Origin of the sequence: Streptomyces sp. NPDC003077 (assembly GCF_040611095.1) — a bacterium.
Classification (GTDB): Bacteria; Actinomycetota; Actinomycetes; order Streptomycetales; family Streptomycetaceae; genus Streptomyces.
In genome coordinates this window covers 1-18200 of sequence record NZ_JBEXNM010000050.1, presented here as the reverse complement: position 1 = coordinate 18200, position 18200 = coordinate 1, and the positions used below count along the sequence as shown (strand labels likewise).

At 72.3% G+C, this 18200-nt stretch carries 16 protein-coding genes; 13 read left to right on the top strand and 3 right to left on the bottom strand.

Translation table 11 applies throughout. The features are described from left to right. Positions 1-107: 107 nt before the first annotated feature. Both ABZX96_RS27365 and ABZX96_RS27360 read left to right on the top strand, forming a co-directional pair. On the top strand, positions 108-1358 hold the full coding sequence (locus ABZX96_RS27365; RefSeq protein ID WP_355549494.1) for an XRE family transcriptional regulator: 1251 nt from the start codon (positions 108-110) through the stop codon (positions 1356-1358). Positions 1359-1396: 38 nt separating this feature from the next. Next, positions 1397-1858 carry a GNAT family N-acetyltransferase gene (locus ABZX96_RS27360; protein WP_355549492.1) on the top strand — a complete coding sequence of 154 codons (462 nt, stop codon included), beginning with the start codon at positions 1397-1399 and terminating at the stop codon, positions 1856-1858. 45 nt (positions 1859-1903) lie between these two features. Here the strand turns inward: ABZX96_RS27360 and ABZX96_RS27355 are convergent, their stop codons facing one another. Further along, positions 1904-3346, bottom strand: coding sequence for a lipase maturation factor family protein (locus ABZX96_RS27355; RefSeq protein WP_355549490.1), 1443 nt, complete (start codon positions 3344-3346; stop codon positions 1904-1906). Positions 3347-3555: 209 nt separating this feature from the next. Between ABZX96_RS27355 and ABZX96_RS27350 the strand changes: the two genes are divergently transcribed. Beyond that, positions 3556-4449, top strand: coding sequence for a DNA-formamidopyrimidine glycosylase family protein (locus ABZX96_RS27350; RefSeq protein WP_355549488.1), 894 nt, complete (start codon positions 3556-3558; stop codon positions 4447-4449). A 303-nt stretch (positions 4450-4752) separates the two neighbouring features. Then, the gene (locus tag ABZX96_RS27345; RefSeq protein WP_355549568.1) at positions 4753-4923 is read left to right on the top strand and encodes a hypothetical protein; all 171 of its coding nucleotides are present in this window, start codon (positions 4753-4755) and stop codon (positions 4921-4923) included. Positions 4924-5066: 143 nt separating this feature from the next. Here ABZX96_RS27345 and ABZX96_RS27340 read toward each other — a convergent pair whose 3' ends face one another. Then, complete coding sequence (locus tag ABZX96_RS27340; protein ID WP_355549486.1) at positions 5067-5738, bottom strand: TIGR03086 family metal-binding protein; 672 nt, start codon at positions 5736-5738, stop codon at positions 5067-5069. A gap of 132 nt (positions 5739-5870) precedes the next feature. On the opposite strand from ABZX96_RS27340, the gene ABZX96_RS27335 reads away from it, so the two are divergent. The 4 genes from ABZX96_RS27335 (at position 5871) to ABZX96_RS27320 (ending at position 10815) form a co-directional block, all read left to right on the top strand. Beyond that, positions 5871-6542: an ABC transporter ATP-binding protein gene (locus ABZX96_RS27335; RefSeq protein ID WP_355549484.1), complete on the top strand. Its 672-nt coding sequence runs from the start codon at positions 5871-5873 to the stop codon at positions 6540-6542. Between the two features lie 79 nt (positions 6543-6621). Then, on the top strand, positions 6622-8331 hold the full coding sequence (locus ABZX96_RS27330) for a hypothetical protein (protein ID WP_355549482.1): 1710 nt from the start codon (positions 6622-6624) through the stop codon (positions 8329-8331). Positions 8332-8953: 622 nt separating this feature from the next. Beyond that, positions 8954-10087: an LLM class flavin-dependent oxidoreductase gene (locus ABZX96_RS27325; RefSeq protein ID WP_355549480.1), complete on the top strand. Its 1134-nt coding sequence runs from the start codon at positions 8954-8956 to the stop codon at positions 10085-10087. An 80-nt stretch (positions 10088-10167) separates the two neighbouring features. Continuing rightward, entirely contained in the window at positions 10168-10815 is a 648-nt protein-coding gene (locus tag ABZX96_RS27320) for an FMN reductase (RefSeq protein ID WP_355549478.1), read from the top strand. Positions 10816-10987: 172 nt separating this feature from the next. Here ABZX96_RS27320 and ABZX96_RS27315 read toward each other — a convergent pair whose 3' ends face one another. Continuing rightward, on the bottom strand, positions 10988-12007 hold the full coding sequence (locus ABZX96_RS27315) for an aminoglycoside phosphotransferase family protein (protein ID WP_355549476.1): 1020 nt from the start codon (positions 12005-12007) through the stop codon (positions 10988-10990). Between the two features lie 835 nt (positions 12008-12842). Here ABZX96_RS27315 and ABZX96_RS27310 point away from each other — a divergent pair. From ABZX96_RS27310 to ABZX96_RS27290, 5 genes are all read left to right on the top strand, one after another. Beyond that, a complete protein-coding gene (locus ABZX96_RS27310) occupies positions 12843-14024 on the top strand; it encodes a CapA family protein (protein ID WP_355549475.1) in 1182 nt (393 codons plus the stop codon). 235 nt (positions 14025-14259) lie between these two features. Beyond that, positions 14260-14889, top strand: a complete 630-nt coding sequence (locus ABZX96_RS27305; protein ID WP_355549556.1) for a TetR/AcrR family transcriptional regulator — start codon at positions 14260-14262, stop codon at positions 14887-14889. A 465-nt stretch (positions 14890-15354) separates the two neighbouring features. Beyond that, positions 15355-16575: a cytochrome P450 gene (locus ABZX96_RS27300; RefSeq protein ID WP_355549473.1), complete on the top strand. Its 1221-nt coding sequence runs from the start codon at positions 15355-15357 to the stop codon at positions 16573-16575. 75 nt (positions 16576-16650) lie between these two features. Next, complete coding sequence (locus ABZX96_RS27295) at positions 16651-16845, top strand: ferredoxin (protein ID WP_355549471.1); 195 nt, start codon at positions 16651-16653, stop codon at positions 16843-16845. Further along, positions 16842-18152 (top strand): FAD/NAD(P)-binding oxidoreductase, encoded by a 1311-nt coding sequence (locus ABZX96_RS27290; RefSeq protein WP_355549469.1) that lies wholly within the window; start codon positions 16842-16844, stop codon positions 18150-18152. Before ABZX96_RS27295 ends, ABZX96_RS27290 begins: the two co-directional genes overlap by 4 nt. The last annotated feature ends 48 nt before the right edge of the window (positions 18153-18200 follow it).

The following is an 18200-nucleotide window of genomic DNA, read 5'->3' as shown; positions in this document are numbered from 1 at the left end:
GCGCGGGTCGGGTAACAGGTGAATCAAGTGGGGGCGTCGTCGCGTGACCCCGGTGATTTTTACCTTCGGACTCTCGTCAGGTGATCGCGCCGCGCTACCGTTGTGATGTGACCGAGAACATCAAGTTGGCGGCCCGTATTGAAGAACTGGGCTTCTCTCAGGTCGAGTTGGCGCGGCAGATCAACGGCCAGATCGAAGTGCTGACCGGCTCGCCTGGGTGCCTCGCCGACCGTGACATCCGGCGCTGGCTTCGTGGTGAGACGAAATGGCCGCAGGACCGCATCAGGCTTTGCGCCGAGAAGGTTCTTCATGCGACGTCCGAAGAACTAGGGTTCATTCCTCGGCGCAAGCGAAGTGCAACCGCATTCCCGGAGGGCGAGTCTGTGCACCGCCGTAAGTTTGTCACCGCCGCAGGCGGTACCGTGCTGGCTGTTGTCGGTTCCGGCGGCGGCAAACTCGGTATGAGTGACGCTCACCGCTTCCATGCGGAGTATGAGCGCATCCTTGAGCAGGACTGGCGCGTAGGCGGTATGAGATCCGTGGAGAACCGGGCTGCCGAATTAGCCCTGAGGGTTCGGTCGGCCCTGTCCATGGGAACGGCATCGAGCCGTGTTCGCAAAAGGCTTCTCTGCCTGGCCTCGGACGCGTCGTGCTCGGCGGCCTTCGCTGCCATCGACGCCAAGTCGACCGAGCGGGCCCGCGATCATCTCGACCGAGCAGTGACGTTCGCCGGTCTTTCGGGGGACAGCGAGACGCAATTCCATGTGTGGAACCACCTTGCCATGACGGCATGCCAGCGTAAGGATTTCAGTGAGGGTGTAGCGGCCGCGGAGATCATGAAGGCTTCCTCCGTCGCCCGTAGGGACCCCCTGTACGCGTCTCTTGCGCATATGCGTAACGCTCGGTGCTTGGTCAAGACGAACCTGCGGAGCGACACCCTTCGGGCCCTGTCCGTGGCGGAGAGTGCTTTCGCGCGGGCGGAAGGCAAGGGGCGTCCTGCGTGGCTGGCTTTCTACGATCAGAGCGAAGTGAATGGTTTGGCGGCAAGTGTCTGGTTCGGCTTGGGAGCCTATGATCGAGCCGAATCCTTCTTTCATCGCGCGCTTTCCGGTATCCGGCCCGACATGGTTCGGAATCGAGCGCTGTACTCAGCGCATCTGGCGCTGTCCCAGGCGAACCAAGGTGAGCTTGAGCTTGCCTGCGCCACGGGTCTGTCCGCATACGAGCTGCTGCCAGAGGGGGCCGGCTCGAAGCGGACTGTCGACACGCTGGGGAATGTGCGGAAGATTCTGGTCGCGTCCGGATCAAAGGTGCACGCGATCACGGAATGGATTGAGAGATCTCGGCAGTGGAATTGACACGCTATGGTCATGAAGATGCACGGCACATCAGGGCCATGCTCCTGGACATACACGATGAGGCGTACGCCGACGACCCCGACGAATTCCACGCACGCGACCGGTTTGCCGAGTTCGTTGACGCGTGGTCGAGCAAGGAGGCATGGTCCTGTGTCGTCGGTTTCGCTAAGGGGCAACCGGTCGGATTCGCCTATGGTGCGTTGTTCGGTCCTGGTGGATGGTGGCGCGGCGTCGAAACGCCTGACTGGCTCACGGAGGAGACTCGGGTATTCGCCCTGTCCGAACTCATGATCGTTCCGAAGTGGCGCAAAACGGGGGCCTCGGAGCAGATTCATGCCGAGTTGATCAGGGACCTGGAGGCTGACGCCGTGACGCTGTTCGTGGACTCGTCTCACCCGAAGGTTCAAGCTCTGTATGAGCGCTGGGGGTACCGCAAGATCGCCGAATCGAGGCCCTTCGAGGACGCGCCTTTGTACTCGGTGATGGTGAAAAACCTGTAGTCAAGATCCACCGAGGCTGTCCGGCACCTGGTGCCGGGGGTTGGTTCATTCAGTTCCGGTTCGCGTGTGCGGCTCGTTCGGTGAGGCGAGGCCAACCGGAGGGGCCAGGTCGCGTACGTACTCCCGGTGCCACCACGCGCCGGTCTCGCGCAGTTCCCGCCAGGTGGTGAACCGGTACCGGAAGATCCGGGCGCGCACCTGCGCGGGCGGCGTGTCCGGGAACGGGTTGTGCCGCAGCAGCCGCAGCGTGGCCGGGTCGTTCGTCAGCAGCCGCTCCACGAAGGGGCCGAACCAGCTGCGCGCGTACGCGGGGGAGAGCGCGGCGAACCACATCAGCCAGTCGAGCCGGAGGTGGTAGGGCGCGTACTGGCGCGGCAGCCGCCGCACGTCACCGGGCTTGCCCCGGAAGCCGTACTCGCGCCACTCGGTGTCCGGCCCGTTCCCGGTTTGGGCCGACCCCTCCACCACGATCTCCCGGCGCACGCGGGTGATGCTGCCGAACGCCCCGTAGGAATTCACCAGGTGCAGCGTGTCGAAGGAGGTGTTCATCACCTGGCGGCGCGACAGGAGGTTGCGTACGGGCCGGTAGCTCAGGACGACGACGAGGACGGCCACCGCCAGGACGAGCACCTCGAACCACACCGGCGGAGCGGGCTGTGCGCGGTCGCCCGCCACCGACGACCAGTCCACGGCCGGCACCGCCAGGACGATCGTGAGCCAGTTCAGCCACGCGAAGTTGCCCGACAGGACCAGCCACAGCTGGGTGACCACGATGGCCAGCGCCGCCCAGCTCGCCACCGGCTGCGGAGTGAACAGCAGCACGGGCAGCAGCAACTGGGCGACGTGGTTGGCGGCCACCTCCACCTTGTGCAGCGGCCCGGGCAGGTGATGGAAGAACCAGCTCAGCGGGCCGGGCATCGGCTGGGTCTCGTGGTGGTAGTGCAGGCAGGTCAGGTCGCGCCAGCAGGAGTCCCCGCGCATCTTGATCAGGCCCGCGCCGAACTCCACCCGGAACAGCAGCCACCGCAGCAGCCACAGCACCAGCACCGGCGGCGCGGTCGCGTCGTTGCCGAGGAACACCGCCAGGAACCCCGTCTCCAGCAGCAGGGACTCCCAGCCGAACCCGTACCAGAGCTGCCCGACGTTGACGATCGAGAGGTACATCGCCCACAGGACCGCCCACATCGCCATCCCCGCCCCCAGGGGCACGGCATCCGCCGCCCCGGCGGCGACGGCCGCGGCCAGGAGGGCCCCCGTCCACGCCCACAGGGCGAAGAACCGGTCCGAGTAGTGCAGGTGGAAGACCCCCGGCGCCTGACGGAACGGCACCCGCCGCAGGAACCGCGGCACCGGCAGCATCCCCCGCTCCCCGATCAGGGCCCGGAACTGCCGCGCCGCCGACACGAACGCGACCACGTACAGCACCGCGAGCGCGCGCTGGAAGACGAGGCGGCTCAGCCAGTAAGAGGACTCCGTGAACCACTCCACGCCCTATCCGTAGCACCGCGACCGCCCGCGCGGAGCGCAGCGCGGGGGCGCGGCGTGGCGGGGCCATGCGGGACATGGGCGTGGCGCCCGCTTTTCCGGCCCGGGTGTTCCGCTGCGCCACGGACGCTCCGCGTCGGACGGTCCCGCGGCTCGGCCCGTTGGTGGCGGCTGCGGTCGCGGCCGTGCGGGCCGCCGGGCAGGCTGGGAGCATGCCCGAACTGCCCGAAGTGGAAGCGCTGCGGGAATTCCTCGTGGAGCGGGCCGGGGGCCGCCCCGTGGTCCGCGTCCAACCGGTGGCGATCAATGTGCTCAAGACGTACGACCCGCCGCTGACCGATCTGGAGGGCGGCGTGATCACGGCGGTGGACCGGCACGGCAAGTTCCTGGACCTCACCGTGGGAGCCCTGCACCTGGTGATCCACCTGGCCCGCGCGGGCTGGCTGCGCTGGCAGGACGAGCTGCCGGAGGCGCCGCCCCGCCCGGGGAAGGGGCCGCTGGCGCTGCGGGTCCACTTGGGGGAGCGGTCCGCGGGGGACGAGGCGGACGAGGCCCGGCGGCCCGGTTTCGACCTCACCGAGGCCGGTACGCAAAAACGCCTGGCCGTCTTCTGCGTGCGTCACCCCGTCGAGGTGCCCGGCGTCGCCCGGCTGGGCCCGGACCCGCTCGCGGCGGACTTCACCGAGGAGGCGTTCGCGACGCTCCTGAAGGGCGAGCGCCGCCGCATCAAGGGCGTGCTGCGGGATCAGAACGTGGTGGCCGGGATCGGCAACGCCTATTCCGACGAGATCCTGCACGCCGCCCGCATGTCCCCGTACAAACCGGCCGCCAACCTGAGCGCGGAGGAGACCGCGCACCTGTACGCGGCGGTACGGAACACCCTGCGTGACGCCGTCGAACGTTCCCGGGGGCTGGCCGCGGGGTCGCTGAAACGGGAGAAGAAGACCGGGCTGCGGGTGCACGGGCGCACCGGGGAACCGTGCCCCGTGTGCGGGGACACCATCCTTGAGGTGTCCTTCAGCGACTCCTCGTTGCAGTACTGCCCCACCTGTCAGACCGGTGGCAAGCCGCTCGCCGACCGCCGCACCTCCCGCTTCCTGAAGTGAGCCGGCGAGCCGCGGGCAGCCCTGGGGCGGGTGGGGTTCTTCACCGCCCGTTGAGCAGGGAAAACATCCTGGTTCCTGCGGTTTCCGTTTCTTGTCCTTATCACAAGTAATTGTCCAGTAATTGACGAGTAATTGACGCGCGCACCACGAGAACGGTCGTTATGGTGAAAGGGACGGACGACCTGTCTGGGAGACGCCGACACCCCGGCCCGTCGCGGGAAACGCCACAAACCTTGGCCGACCTCCCGGTTTGTGAATACGGCGCCACCGCGTCGGACGTGTCCCTCGATGAAGGAGTGCGTGGTGGCAGTGGAGAACGCGCAGCGCGAGCAGCCCCGTCCCAAGCGGCGTGAGCGACCGGGTCGTATCAGAGAAGTCCGCAATCTGGAGGTATGGGGCCGGTGCGTGCCGGTCCGGCTCGCCGGTTGCGAGGACGACCCGGCGGAGCCGCACATCTTCCGGGGCATCGACTGAGCGGTGACGCAGGAGCCATCCCTGACGGCCGTCCGGCCCGGTGCGGCGGGCGGCCGTCGGCGTGCGCCGGGAGCCGTGTACACGTGAGGCCCTCGTCCGGGGTCGCGCGCGTACGTGCGCCCCCGCCCGCCCTCGTCATCGTCCTACGGACGGCGGCCGAGGAGGCACAGCAGCCGGGTGAGGTCGTCGGCGTCGGCCGGGGGCTCGACGGGGTCGGCGAACATCGGGGAATCACTCAGTTCGGACGCGTAGGGCTCGACCTCGCGCAGTGCGGCCGTGGCCAGGTGGGGCGGCAGCTCCTCCTCCGCGCCGATGGCCCGGGACAGGTCCCAGGTGTGCACCACGGCGTCCATCGTCATCTGGGTGCAGTAGGGCGCGGCGGGTCCGGGGCCGGACGAGAGGTGGACGGTGCGGTCCAGCGCGCCGGGCTCGCGGAAGGCGGCCACCGCGCCCGCCGCCGCGCGGTCCCACGCCGCGACCGGGTCGTCACCGAGTTGGTCACCGTTCAGGGAATCGCCCACCTCCTCCATGGTGGCTCCGTCCCGGACCAGCCGGGGCACCCACAGTTGTTCCACGGTGAGGTGGTTGACCAGGTCACGCACCGACCAGTCCGTGCACGGGGTGGACGCGTCCCATTGATCGGGCCGCACGGCGTGCACCCGCGTACCGAAGAGGGCGATGGCCTCACCATGCTTGCGCAGGATGTCCGCGTGCTCCGCCCGAGGGTCGCCCGCTGCCTTTTGATTGCTGTTGTCACTCCCTGTTTGCTCCTTGCCTTTGTCGTTTCCGCTTTCGTCGCGTTTTTGGTGGCTCATGTCCCCTGAGGATAGGAGCGCGGAGCGGCGATGGCGCCGCGACGCACGGCGGAGACGCACCACCAGGGGAGGGGAAGGCCCGGAGTCCGGGCGGCGGCGGGGCTGTCAGTGGTCACGGATAGTCTCCTGAGCATGTTGCGCATGCGGGGAGTGAGCCGGATCTACGGGGAGCGCGAGGCGCTGCGCCCCCTCGACCTGGAGGTGCCCGACGGGGCGTGCCTGGCGCTGCTGGGGCACAACGGGTCGGGCAAGTCCACGCTGCTGCGCATCGCCGCCGGCCGGGAGCGGCCGACCACGGGGACCGTCGAGTTCGACGGCCTGCCGATGAACGAGGACGACCCCCGCCTGCGCCGCCGGGTCGCCGTCGTCGGCGACATCCTCCACTGCTACCCGGATCTGACGGTGCGCCAGCACCTCGAACTCGTCGCCGTCGGCCACGGACTGCCCGACCCGGCCGCCCGCGTCGAACGGGCCCTGGCCGAGCAGCGGCTCACCGACCACCGCGACGCCCGCCCCGACGCGCTCTCCTCCGGCCAGCTCCAGGCCATGCTGCTCGCCGCGGCCCTGATACGCCCGCGCGACCTGCTGATACTGGACGAACCCGAGCAGCGCCTGGACCCGGCCGCCCGGCGCCGCCTGCGCGACCTGCTGCACGCCGAGCGGGAGCGCGGCACGACCGTCCTCTTCGCGACCCACCATCAGGGACTGGCACGCGAGGCCGCCGACCGCGTGCTGGTCCTGGAGGACGGCGCGGTCATCGCCGAGGGCGGCCCGGAGAGCGTGCTCGCGGGGGTGGAGCTGTGAGGCCCCCGAGCCACCCCTCATACCGCCGGAGTGGCCCCTGCGGCCCGGTTGATCTCGTTGTGGGCGCGGAGGCCCACCGATGACCGCCCCGGCGCGCGGCGCTCAGAGGGCGACCCCGCAGGCGCGTGGCCACGGGGCCGAGGACGAGCGGCTTCCGCCCGCCCCCCTTGCCTACGACGACTCGGCGGTCACCCGGCGGACGACCGCCTGGCTGCGGGAGCGGCGCGGCGCCGGGCGGACCGGCAAGGTGCTCTACGCCGCCTACCTCGGCGTCGTCATGGTCGCGGGCTGGTACGGCCTCTTCGCCTTCGGGCTCTACGTCCGCATCCAGGAAGGCCACCCGCTCGCCGCGTACGCCGACCGCCTGCTGTCCGCCCTCCCCTCGGGAGCGGCGCTGCTCGTCCTGGCGGTGGGGCTGCTCGCCGCCCGGGACGCCCTGTGGCGCGGACCGGTCACGCCGCCCCGGGCGGACGCCGACTGGCTGCTCGCCCTGCCCGTCCGGCGCGGCCCCCTGCTCCTGCCCTGGTTCGCTCTCTCCCTCGGGATAGCCGTCGCCGCGGCCGTGCTGGCCGGGTTCCTGGGCGCGCTGCTGCTGACGGCAGCCGGGCTCGGGGACCTGGGCGGGCTGGCCGCGGCGTGCTGCGTCCCGGCCGGGTGCCTGGCGGTGCTCGGCACGGTGGGCGCGGCGGCCGTCGAGCGGTCCGCCCGGCTCGCCCGCCTGGTCCGCCGGGGGACACCGGCCGTCCTCGTCGTCCTCCTGCCGCTCGCGGCGCAGACGGCGCTGGCGGCGAGGGGCCACCGGGTGCGGTGGCTGGAGAGCGCCGAGCTGTGGCTGGGGCCCTGGGGATGGGCGGCGCAGCCCGCGCTCGCCGCGGCCGGCGGTCCGGCCCCGTACTGGCCGCTCGCCCTCGGGCTGCTGGCCGTGGCCACACTTGCCGCGGCGCTGTGCGCGGTCCGTGTCGTGACCACCATCCCGGCCGCCGCCCTGCGGGCCCGCGCCCGCGCCGCGGGCGGGGTCGCCACCGGCGTGATGACGATGAACCCGCGTGCCGTCCGGCTGACGGCGGCCGGTGCCGTAGGGGCGGGCCGCGCGGCGGACGGCGCCCGGCCGGGGCGCGCGGTCCGCTGGGCCGCCCGGCTCCGGCCGCCTCGCTCGCCATGGCTGCTGGTTCCCTGGCGGGACGCGGTGGGGCTGCTGCACGCTCCGCGAAGGGCCGGGCTGGCCCTGTTGCTGTCGGTGACGGCGGCCGGGGTCGCGGCCCTCGGCGCGGGGACGCGGGGCGGCGCGGCGTACGGGCTCACCGCGCTGTGCGCGCTCCTGGGCAGCTTCGCCGCCGGACACCTCCTGGAGAGCGCGCGACTGGACGCCGACGACCCGCGCCGCACGTCCTGGTCCCCGCTCCGGTACGGCCGGCACGCCGTGGCGCACGCCGCGACGCCCGCCGTCGTCCTGGCCGCCATGGCCGCGCTGATATCCCTGCCCGCCGTGCCCGGGTACGGGCCGCGGGCGCTGCTGTACGGCGTCGCGGCGGTGCCGGTCCTGGTCGCGGGCGGGCTGCTGAACGCGTACCGCTCCCCGGTGCCGATGTGGGTCCTGGCCAGCGGCGCCGAGTCCGCGCCCTTGGTGGTGGCGGTCTGGTACGGCATCGGCACGGTGGTGGCCGTCACGGGCCTGACCGTCCTGCTGGGCGCGGGCCCGGGCTGGGGCGCCGTGGCGGGGTGCTGGGTGCTGGCCGCGCTGATGCTCGTATGGGCTCGGGCGCGCGCGGGGCGAGTGATACGGGGCTGAGGGCGCGGGGTACGAGCGCTTCTCCAGGGCCGAGAGGGTGGCGAGAGGGCGGGGCGTGAGTGGAGCGGGGGAGAGGGCGCCCTCCGGCTGGGGGCGCGGTGCGAGTGCCCTCCGGTTGAGGGCGCGGGGCACGCGCTCTAGAGGGTTGCTCGGGTGGGGCGCGAGTAGAGGGGGAGAGGGAGGCGAGGCCGCGAGCGTCCTCGGGCTGGTGGCGCGCGGGCGAGCGCTTCTCTGGGGCTGAGCGGGGGAAAGGGCGCGTGGCGTGCGTCTCCCGGGGCTGAGGGTGCGGGGTGGCCGCGAGGGGGCGTTGCGGCCGGGCGGGCCGGGCGGCCTGTTCGGCCGGCCGTGGAGACCCGGGATCGAGTGGGCGGGGTGCCGGCGTGGCCCGGCCGGAGCCCGCCGAGCCAGCCGGAGCCTGCCGGGGGCAACGGAGGCCCCGTCGGGGTGCCGGAGGGGCATCGCCGCCGGAGCTTGCCGCTTCCTGTCCGCTGACCCATCGGCCCAGGTCAGCGGGCCTGCGAAGGCGTTCCGGCAACGCATGGCGAGGTCGGGAATAGCCCTGGAGGTGATCTGGTTGTGGGGCATGTAGTTCACGATTCAACCAATGCATGGAGGTGTGAAGATGCAGTTCGGGATCTTCACGGTCGGCGACGTCACCACGGACCCCACCAACGGCACGACGCCCACCGAGCACGAGCGCATCAAGGCCATGGTCACGATCGCCCAGAAGGCGGAGGAGGCCGGCCTCGACGTCTTCGCCACGGGTGAGCACCACAACCCGCCGTTCGTCCCGTCCTCGCCGACGACGATGCTCGGCTACATCGCGGCCCGGACCGAGCGCCTGATCCTGTCCACCTCCACCACGCTGATCACGACCAACGACCCGGTCAAGATCGCCGAGGACTACGCGATGCTCCAGCACCTGGCCGGCGGGCGCGTCGACCTGATGATGGGCCGCGGCAACACCGGACCGGTCTACCCCTGGTTCGGGCAGGACATCCGCAACGGCATCCCGCTCGCCATCGAGAACTACGCCCTGCTCCACGACCTGTGGCGCAAGGACGTGGTGGACTGGAAGGGCCGGTTCCGTTCGCCGCTCCAGGGATTCACCTCCACGCCCCGGCCGCTGGACGGCGTCCCCCCGTTCGTCTGGCACGGCTCGATCCGCAGCCCGGAGATCGCGGAACAGGCCGCCTACTACGGTGACGGCTTCTTCGCCAACAACATCTTCTGGCCCAAGAACCACTTCCAGCGCCTGATCGGCCTGTACCGCGAGCGCTTCGCCTTCTACGGGCACGGCACCCCGGAGCAGGCGATCGTCGGCCTGGGCGGACAGGTGTTCATGCGGAAGAACTCCCAGGACGCGGTGCGCGAGTTCCGCCCCTACTTCGACAACGCCCCCGTCTACGGCCACGGACCCTCGCTGGAGGAGTTCACGGCGCAGACCCCGCTGACGGTCGGCAGCCCGCAGGAGGTCATCGAGAAGACGCTGAGCTTCCGCGAGTCCTTCGGCGACTACCAGCGGCAGCTGTTCCTGATGGACCACGCAGGACTGCCGCTGAAGACCGTGCTGGAGCAGCTGGACATCCTCGGCGAGGAGGTCGTGCCCGTGCTGCGCAAGGAGTTCGCCGCCGGCCGGCCCGCCGAGGTGCCGGACGGCCCCACGCACGCGGCGCTGGTCGCCCGCAAGCAGGCGGACGCCGGGGCGGACGCGGACGGGACCACGACGGTGGACGGAACGCCGAGCGCGGCCTGACCCCACCCGGCCGGCGGCGGGCCGCCCCCGCCGTCGGCCGCACGCGCACCATCGCAGGACCACAGAGGGAGAGAACGAACATGGAGCCCCTGAAGCTGACCGTCGTCTCGGCGGGGCTGGGCCAGCCGTCCACCACCCGGTTGCTGGCCGACCGGCTGGCGGAGGCGACCGCGCGGGACCTGGCGGGGGACGGGCGTCCCGTCGACGTCCAGGTCGTCGAGCTGCGGGAGCTGGCGACCGACATCGCGCACAACCTGGTGACCGGATTCCCCGCCCCCGCCCTGGGCGCCGCGATCGAGGCCGTGACGGGTGCGGACGGCGTGATCGCCGTGTCGCCGATCTTCACCGCTTCCTACAGCGGATTGTTCAAGTCGTTCTTCGACGTGATCGATCCGACCGCCCTCGTGGGGAAGCCCGTCCTCATCGCGGCGACCGGCGGGACCGCGCGCCACTCCCTGGCGCTGGAGCACGCCCTGCGCCCGCTCTTCTCCTATTTGCGGACCGTCGTGGTGCCCACCGCCGTCTACGCGGCGGCCGAGGACTGGGGATCGGAGGCGTCCGGGAACGGTTCCGGGGCGAACGGCGGTACCGGCGGCGGCCTCACCGACCGGGTGAACCGCGCGGCGGGCGAGCTGGCGGCCCTCCTGCGCGGCCGTCCGGCCACGGTGGACGAGCCGGAGACGGTCGTCCCCTTCGCCCAGCAACTCGCCGCCCTCCGGCCCGAGTGACCGGCAGTGCCCGAGTGACCGGCAGTGTTGCCACGGGGCGCGCCCACACGAGGGGCGCGCCCCGGCCGCGTCCGGGCGGGCGCCCCTGAGCACCCGCCCGGGCTCCGGCCGGTCCCGGTGGCCGCGTTGCGGGCCCGTCATTCGCACGCTCACAGCCCCAGCCGCTTCCGCGCTACAGCCCCGCCACCTCCGCGAGCACCCGGGCCGTCTCCATCTCCTCCGCGCCACCCTCGGTGTCGTCGTGGTCGGCACACCACAGCGCGTTCTCGACGACGCGCGCCACCGCCCACGCCGCCAGCCGCTCCGGCCGCTCGTCCAGCGCCTCGGCCACCAGGCCGAACCGCTCGCGCAGCACCGGGCGCGGATCGTCGTACGCGAAGGGGTCGTCCACCTGCTCCAGGAGCGGCCACGGGTCGTAGGCCGGGTCGCCGACCATGGGTTTGGGGTCGATGGCCAGCCACGGACGGCGCCGCGCGGCCAGGACGTTGCCGGGGTTGAAGTCGCCGTGCACCACGACCTCGCGGGTGGCGGTCGCGGGGAGTTCGCGCAGCAGCCGGGCGCCGAGCGCCACCAGCCCGGGGTCGTAGTCCGGACGCAGCCGGATCAGGCGCTCCTCCAGCAGGTCGGCCCACTCCGCGCACACGTCCGCCACCCGCTCCAGCTCACCGTCCGGCGGCAGCGGCGCCGCCCACAGCTCGCGCAGCACCGCCGCCGCGGACCGCAACCGTTCGGCGGGCGGTGACGGCGCCTCCGTCAACGGCGTCCCGGGGTCGCACCGCTCGACCAGCAGGGCGTACCGCTCACGGTCCTGCCGCAGCAGCCGCACCGCGCCCCGCCCGCCCCACAGCCGCAGTCCGGTGCCCTCCCCGGCGGCCTCGCGGTGCGGCCAGGTCACCTTCAGCACGGCGACTCCGCCACCGGGGAGGTGCGCCGGGGCGACCCAGGAGCAGCTTCCGCCGTGCAGGGGCGGGTCCAGCCGCAGGTCCCACGCGTCCCGGATGTCGCGGACGATGCCGGGCAGCCGGTCCAGCCAGGCGCACCCGGCGGCGGTCCGCCCCATCTCGCGGAACACCGGCAGATCCGGCGGGAAGAGGCCGTCCGACCGGTCGTCCGACTGACCGTCCGACCGGTCGTCGGGAGCCGGTCCTCCCGTATGCCGCTCGTCGCGGAGATCGTCGTACGTATACGCCATTCGGGCAGCCTAAAACGGCCCCGGGCCGAGGAGCCAGGAGCGCCCGTCCGGCCCGGCTGATGAGCCGCAGCCCGGCAAATCAAGTCCGTGCGGCCCGTACCAATGGACGGTGGCCCGGCAATTTCAAGCCCGTCCGGCGATTGAGGACAACGTCTCTGGCGTTCACCGGCGCCCAAAGATCACCCGCCGCCCGCCCGGAGCCCGTACCCGCGCTCACCGGGGTGTCCTCAAGCGCCGGACGGGCTGGAATGGGCGAGCCTCACCGGCGCCCAAAGATCACCCGCCACCCGCCCGGAGCCCGTACCCGCGCTCACCGGGGTGTCCTCAATCGCCGGACGGGCTGGAATGGGCGAGCCTCACCGGCGCCCAAAGATCACCCGCCGCCCGTCCCTGAGCCCGCCCGCGCGCTCACCGGGGTGTCCTCAATCGCCGGACGGGCTGGCATGGGCGAGCCCGGCCTGGACGAGGGTAGGCCCTGCCTCCTGATGCCGTTGGGCAAGTGCGGCGGGTCGTCCGTCCCGTCACCGTGTCCTCAAGCGCCGGACGGGCTGGAATGGGCGAGCCCGGTCCGGAGAGGGGCCCTGCCGTCTGACGCCGTGGGGCAAGTGCGACGGGTGCTCGGTCCCGTCACCGTGTCCTCAATCGCCGGACGGGCTGGAATTGATGGCCTCGGGCCCCGAAAGCATCGACGCGCGCCGGTGGTGGACGGCGGAGGCGGCAGGTCAAGCCCTTGTCGGCCTTCCTCTCCGGCCGGCGTCCCGTCCATCCGAGCGATGAGCGAAGACACTTCCGATTAAGTCATCTTTTCCGACGATAAGGATGTTATGTCTTCCTCATGACGCATCCACGGCGCGCAGTGGCCGTCCCGCTCCTCACCTTGTCCGCCCTGGCCGCTCTGGCCGCGCTCACCACCGCCGGCTGTGGCTCCCGGCACGACACGGCGCGGCACCGGGAGCCCGCGTCCGGCGCGCGCGCCGACGCCTCCTCCGCCCGATCGCCGGCCGCCGCGCCCTTCACCCTCGTCGCCTCCGGGGACGTCATCCCCTCCTACCCCTCGGTCCTGCGCACGGCCCAGCAGGACGCGGGCGGGTCCGGCTACGAGTACCGGTCGATCCTGGACGGCGTCCGGCCCGTCGTCTCGGCGGCCGGGCTGGCCATCTGTCACCTGGAGACGCCGATCGGCGCGCCCGACGGACCCTTCACGGGCTACCCGACCTTCAAGGCACCACCCCAGATCGCCGACGCCCTGAAGGCCACCGGTTACGACTCCTGTTCCACCGCCTCCAACCACACCCTCGACGACGGAGCCGAGGGCGTCGGCCGCACTCTGGACGTGCTGGACCGGGCCGGGCTGCGGCACGTCGGCTCGGCCCGCAGCGCCGCCGAGAGCGCCCGGCCCGCCCTGCTCACGGCGCCGGGGGGCGCACGGGTGGCCCAACTCTCGTACACCTACGGCACCAACGGCATTCCCCGGCCCGAGGGCCAACCCTGGGCCGTGCACCTGCTGGACGAGAAGAAGATCATCGCGGACGCGCGGGCGGCGCGGCGGGCGGGCGCCGACATCGTCGTCGTCAGTCCGCACTGGGGCACCGAGTACCAGACCGAGCCGGACGCGCAGCAACTCCACCTGGCCCGCGCCCTGACCGCCGCGCGGACCGCCGGCCGCCCGGACATCGATCTGATCGTCGGCACGCACGCGCACACGCCGCAGCCTTACGAGAAGATCAACGGGACCTGGGTCGTGTACGGCATGGGCGACCAGGTCGCCGGGCGCCTGCTGAGCCCGCGCGGCAACTGGGGTTCCCTGGCCCGGTTCACCTTCGCCCCGCCGACGGAGGGGGAGGGGCGGTGGCGGGTCACCAAGGCGGAGTTCCTGCCGCAGCTCAGCGATGTCGGGCCGCCGCTGAGGATGGTCGATCTGACCGCCACCTCCGGGTACGACGACGTGCGCGAGGGCATCCGCAAGGCGGTGCTCAGCCGCGGCGCGGCGAAGGACGGGCTGACGATGGGGGGCTGATGGGGCCTCTCGTGGGGGCCGCCATTCCCGTCCGTCACCCCCCGCATTCCCTCCCGTCCGTCACCTCGTCCGTCACCCCCCGCATTCCCTCCCCGAGCCGAGCGGCGGGCCCGTCCGGACGGCGGCCGGAAGGCGCGGGTCACCTCCCGTACGGTGATCCGTTTCCGGAGTGTGAAACCCTGGTCACGGGACCGGTGACCCACCCCGGTCGGAGCGCGAAAGGGACATGACGGCGGTGAAGGAGAGTGCGGCCGTACGGTCCCGCAACCCCCGCGGGCAGGGCGAGCGCCTGCGGGAGGAGCTGCTGCGGGCCACCGAGCGCCTCCTGGAGGAGGTCGGCAGCGAGGACGCGCTGTCGCTGCGGGCCGTGGCCCGCGAGGCGGGTGTCGCCGCGCCCAGCATCTACCGGCACTTCGCCGACAAGACCGAGCTGGTCTGGGCGACGCTGGAGGTCAGTTACGAGCGGCTGGCCGCGGCGATGGCCGAGGCGGACGCCGCCGCCGTCGCCGCGGGCGACGACGAACCGGTGGAGCGGCTGCGGGCGCAGCTGCGCGCCTACTGCCGGTACGCCATCGGCCACCCGGCGAAGTACCGGCTGCTGTACGAGACCCGGCAGACCCCGGTCGGGCCGGAGCGGCTGGCCGGCCACCCGGCCGGGATGGTCGTCCGGAGCTGGCACGACGCGTTGACCGCCTGCGAGGAGGCGGGCTGGCGGGTGCGCTGCTCCCGCTCGGAGGCGCCCTACATGCTGTGGTCGGCGGTGCACGGCCGGGTCATGATCTGGCAGGTCATGCCGAGCCCCAAGGACACCCGGCGGTTGGACCGCTTCGTGGACGAGATTCTGGGGCTGTTGCTGGAGAGGTGAGCCGGGCGGGTGGGGGAGGCCCCGCAGGTGCCTGTGGTGCCGGAAATACACTGATATATCCGGCTGACTGGTGGGGGTCGGTCGCCCGCTGTCCGGCTGCCCTTGTGTCGACCACCTCCGCCATCCCGCCCGACGCCAGGCCCTCACGCGTGCAACCCAGGAGGCGGGTTCCGGCTTGACAGGGCAGCCCTCGGGGGCGGGCCATTCGCCCGAATATCACCGTTCTGCCGTCGATTAGGGCTTAAGTCCGGCCAGTGCTCTCATTTCTGGAAATGCACCGCATAAGACACCTCATGCGCGTACATCCCCACACCGGTCTTCCGGTCGACGGCCGGGCGCCTGACGGTGCGTCACGTCGGGCACCCCCACCCCGTTTACCTGCGCATTACACATGTAAGTTTACGGGCGTTAGGCGAACGCGATCCATGGCGTGCGCCCCCTGCCGGCGTGCTCACAAGGAGCGACATGACACTTTCCCCCGCTGCCCCCGCGCCCCTCCCGGTGGAGCCGCCGAGCGGCTGCCCCTTCGACCCGCCCGCCGAGTTCGGCCGGCTGCGCATCGAGGAGCCGCTGACGAAGATCTCGCTGCCGGACGGCAGCTGGGCCTGGCTGGCCACCCGGTACGCCGACATCCGCGCCATCCTCGGCGACACCCGCTTCAGCTCCGACACCACCCGGCCCGGCTACCCGCTCAGCGGCATGACCGGCGGCGCGAACACCGAGAACCGCGGCTTCATCCGCATGGATCCGCCCGAGCACACCCGGCTGCGCCGCATGGTCACCCGGGAGTTCATGGTCAAGCGGGTCGAGGCGATGCGCCCGGAGATCCAGCGGATCACGGACGAACTGTGCGACGCGATGGAGCGCGCCGGTTCCGGTGAGCAGGGCGTGGACCTGGTCGAGGCGCTGGCCCTGCCGGTGCCCTCGCTCGTCATCAGCCTGCTGCTCGGTGTCCCGTACGACGACCACGCGGTCTTCCAGGACCTCACCGGCAAGCTGCTGTCCCGCACCATCGACGAGGCCGACCGGGACGTGGCCCGGCGCGAACTGTGGTCGTACCTGGACCGGTTGGTCAGCGCCAAGGAGGCCGCGCCGGGCGACGACATCCTGAGCCGTCTGATCACCGAGCAGCAGGCCGCGGGGGAGCTCACGCACAACGAGGTGGTCGCCTTCTGCGCCCTGCTGCTCGTCGCGGGGCACGAGACCACGGCGAACATGATCGGCCTGAGCGCCCTCACGCTGATGGGCGACCAGGAGACGGCCGACCGGCTGCGTGCCGAACCGGCCCTGATCCGCGGCGCCGTCGAGGAACTGCTGCGCTTCCACAGCATCATCCGCAACGGTCCGCGCCGGGTCGCCACCGAGGACATCGAGATCGCCGGGCAGGTGATCCGCGCCGGTGAGGGCGTCGTGGTGGCGGTGCCCTCCGCCAACCGCGACGAGACCGTCTTCCCCGACGCCGACCGCCTGGACGTGTGCCGCCCCAACGCCCAGCACCACGTCGCCTTCGGTTACGGCATCCACCAGTGCCTCGGTCAGGCGCTGGCCCGCGTCGAACTCCAGGTCGTCATCGGGACGCTGCTGCGCCGCTTCCCCACGCTGCGGCCCGCCGTCCCCCTGGCGGAGATCCCCTTCCGCACCGACATGGCGATCTACGGCTGCCACGCCCTGCCCGTCACCTGGTGACACCCGTCGGCCTCTCGGGGCCCGCGGCCCCCGAGCAACCACCCTTCACCCCCTCTCAGATCACGGAGTCCTGACATGAAGATCACCCTCGAAGAAGACAAGTGCTGCGCCGCCGGTCAGTGCGTCCTGGTCGCCCCCGAGGTGTTCGACCAGCGTGACGAGGACGGCGTCGTCGTCCTGCTGGACGCCGCGCCGCCCGCCGAGCAGCACGAGGCGGTCCGCGAGGCCGCCGCCATCTGCCCGGCCGCCGCGATCCAGGTCCACGAGTGACCACCGGACGCATCGCCGTCGTCGGCGCCTCCGCGGCCGGGCTCGCCGCCGCCGAGGCGCTGCGCCGCTTCGGCTGGAGCGGCGCCCTCACCCTCGTCGGCGACGAACCCCACCTCCCGTACGACCGGCCGCCCCTGTCCAAGCAACTGCTGGGCGGACAGTGGGAAGCCGACCGGCTCGGCCTGCGCACCACCGAACAGCTCGACGCGCTCGACCTCGACTTGCGACTGGGCACCCGCGCCACCGCGCTGGACACCGCCACCCGCACCGTCACCCTGGAGGGCGGCGAGCAACTGGCCTGCGACGGCGTCATCGTCGCGACCGGTGTGGCGGCCCGGACGCTGCCGGGCGCGACGGGCCTGGAGGGCGTGCACACCCTGCGCACCCTGGAGGACGCGCTGGCACTGCGCGCCCGGCTGAACGGGCCCGGCGGCCGGGTCGTGGTCGTCGGCAACGGGGTGCTGGGCTGCGAGACCGCCGCCGTGGCGCGGGAGTTGGGGCACGAGGTCACGCTCGTCGGGCGTGAGCCGGTCCCGATGGCCCGGATGGTCGGCGACGAGGTGGGCGAACTGCTCGCCGCCGAGCACCGGGCGCGCGGCGTCCGCCTGCTGACCGGCACGGTGGACGGCTTCGAGAGCACGACTGAGGGCACAGCCCAGAGCACGGCCGAGGGCGCGGAAGGCACGGACGCCACGCCCCCCGGCACCCGCGCCGTCACCGCCGTCCGCCTCACCGACGGCACCCGGCTGCCCGCCGACACGGTGCTGGTGGCCATCGGCTCGGTGCCCGGCGTGGGCTGGCTGGACGGCGCGGCCGGTCTGGACACCGCGGACGGGTTGGGCTGCGACGCGTACTGCGCGGCGGCCCCCGGCGTCTACGCGGCCGGGGACGTGGCCCGTTGGCACCACCCGGTCTACGGGCGTCCGCTCCGGGTGGAGCACCGGACGAACGCCACCGAGCAGGGCATGGCCGCCGCCCGCAACCTCCTCGCCGAACTGGCGGCGGAGGCGGAGGCGGACGGGGCCGAGCGGCGTCCCTTCGCCCCGGTCCCGTACTTCTGGTCCGACCAGTACGGCCTGAAGCTCCAGGCGTACGGGCTCCTCGCCGGGGCGGACCGGGTGCGGGTCACGGTGCTGGACGCGGAGACGCGCCGCACGGTGGCCCTGTACGGCCGGGACGGGCAGGCCACCGGCGTGCTCGCGATCGGACTGCCGCCGCGCCAGGTGCGCGCCCTGCGGGCCGCGATCGCTACGCCCGCCCCGTGGGACGAGGCGCGGGCGACCGTGCTCGCCACCACGGCGGGGTGAGCACGGCCGTCTGACACCCGCTCCGGCCGGGCGCCACCAGAGCGCCCG

Bases quoted from the DNA above. Each gene is read 5' to 3' on its own strand.
- ABZX96_RS27360 (WP_355549492.1), top strand. From the start codon at position 1,397: ATGCTCCTGGACATACACGATGAGGCGTACGCCGACGACCCCGACGAA.
- ABZX96_RS27350 (WP_355549488.1), top strand. From the start codon at position 3,556: ATGCCCGAACTGCCCGAAGTGGAAGCGCTGCGGGAATTCCTCGTGGAG.
- ABZX96_RS27340 (WP_355549486.1), bottom strand. From the start codon at position 5,738: ATGAGCCACCAAAAACGCGACGAAAGCGGAAACGACAAAGGCAAGGAG.
- ABZX96_RS27335 (WP_355549484.1), top strand. From the start codon at position 5,871: ATGTTGCGCATGCGGGGAGTGAGCCGGATCTACGGGGAGCGCGAGGCG.
- ABZX96_RS27330 (WP_355549482.1), top strand. From the start codon at position 6,622: ATGACCGCCCCGGCGCGCGGCGCTCAGAGGGCGACCCCGCAGGCGCGT.
- ABZX96_RS27325 (WP_355549480.1), top strand. From the start codon at position 8,954: ATGCAGTTCGGGATCTTCACGGTCGGCGACGTCACCACGGACCCCACC.
- ABZX96_RS27320 (WP_355549478.1), top strand. From the start codon at position 10,168: ATGGAGCCCCTGAAGCTGACCGTCGTCTCGGCGGGGCTGGGCCAGCCG.
- ABZX96_RS27315 (WP_355549476.1), bottom strand. From the start codon at position 12,007: ATGGCGTATACGTACGACGATCTCCGCGACGAGCGGCATACGGGAGGA.
- ABZX96_RS27310 (WP_355549475.1), top strand. From the start codon at position 12,843: ATGACGCATCCACGGCGCGCAGTGGCCGTCCCGCTCCTCACCTTGTCC.
- ABZX96_RS27300 (WP_355549473.1), top strand. From the start codon at position 15,355: ATGACACTTTCCCCCGCTGCCCCCGCGCCCCTCCCGGTGGAGCCGCCG.
- ABZX96_RS27295 (WP_355549471.1), top strand. From the start codon at position 16,651: ATGAAGATCACCCTCGAAGAAGACAAGTGCTGCGCCGCCGGTCAGTGC.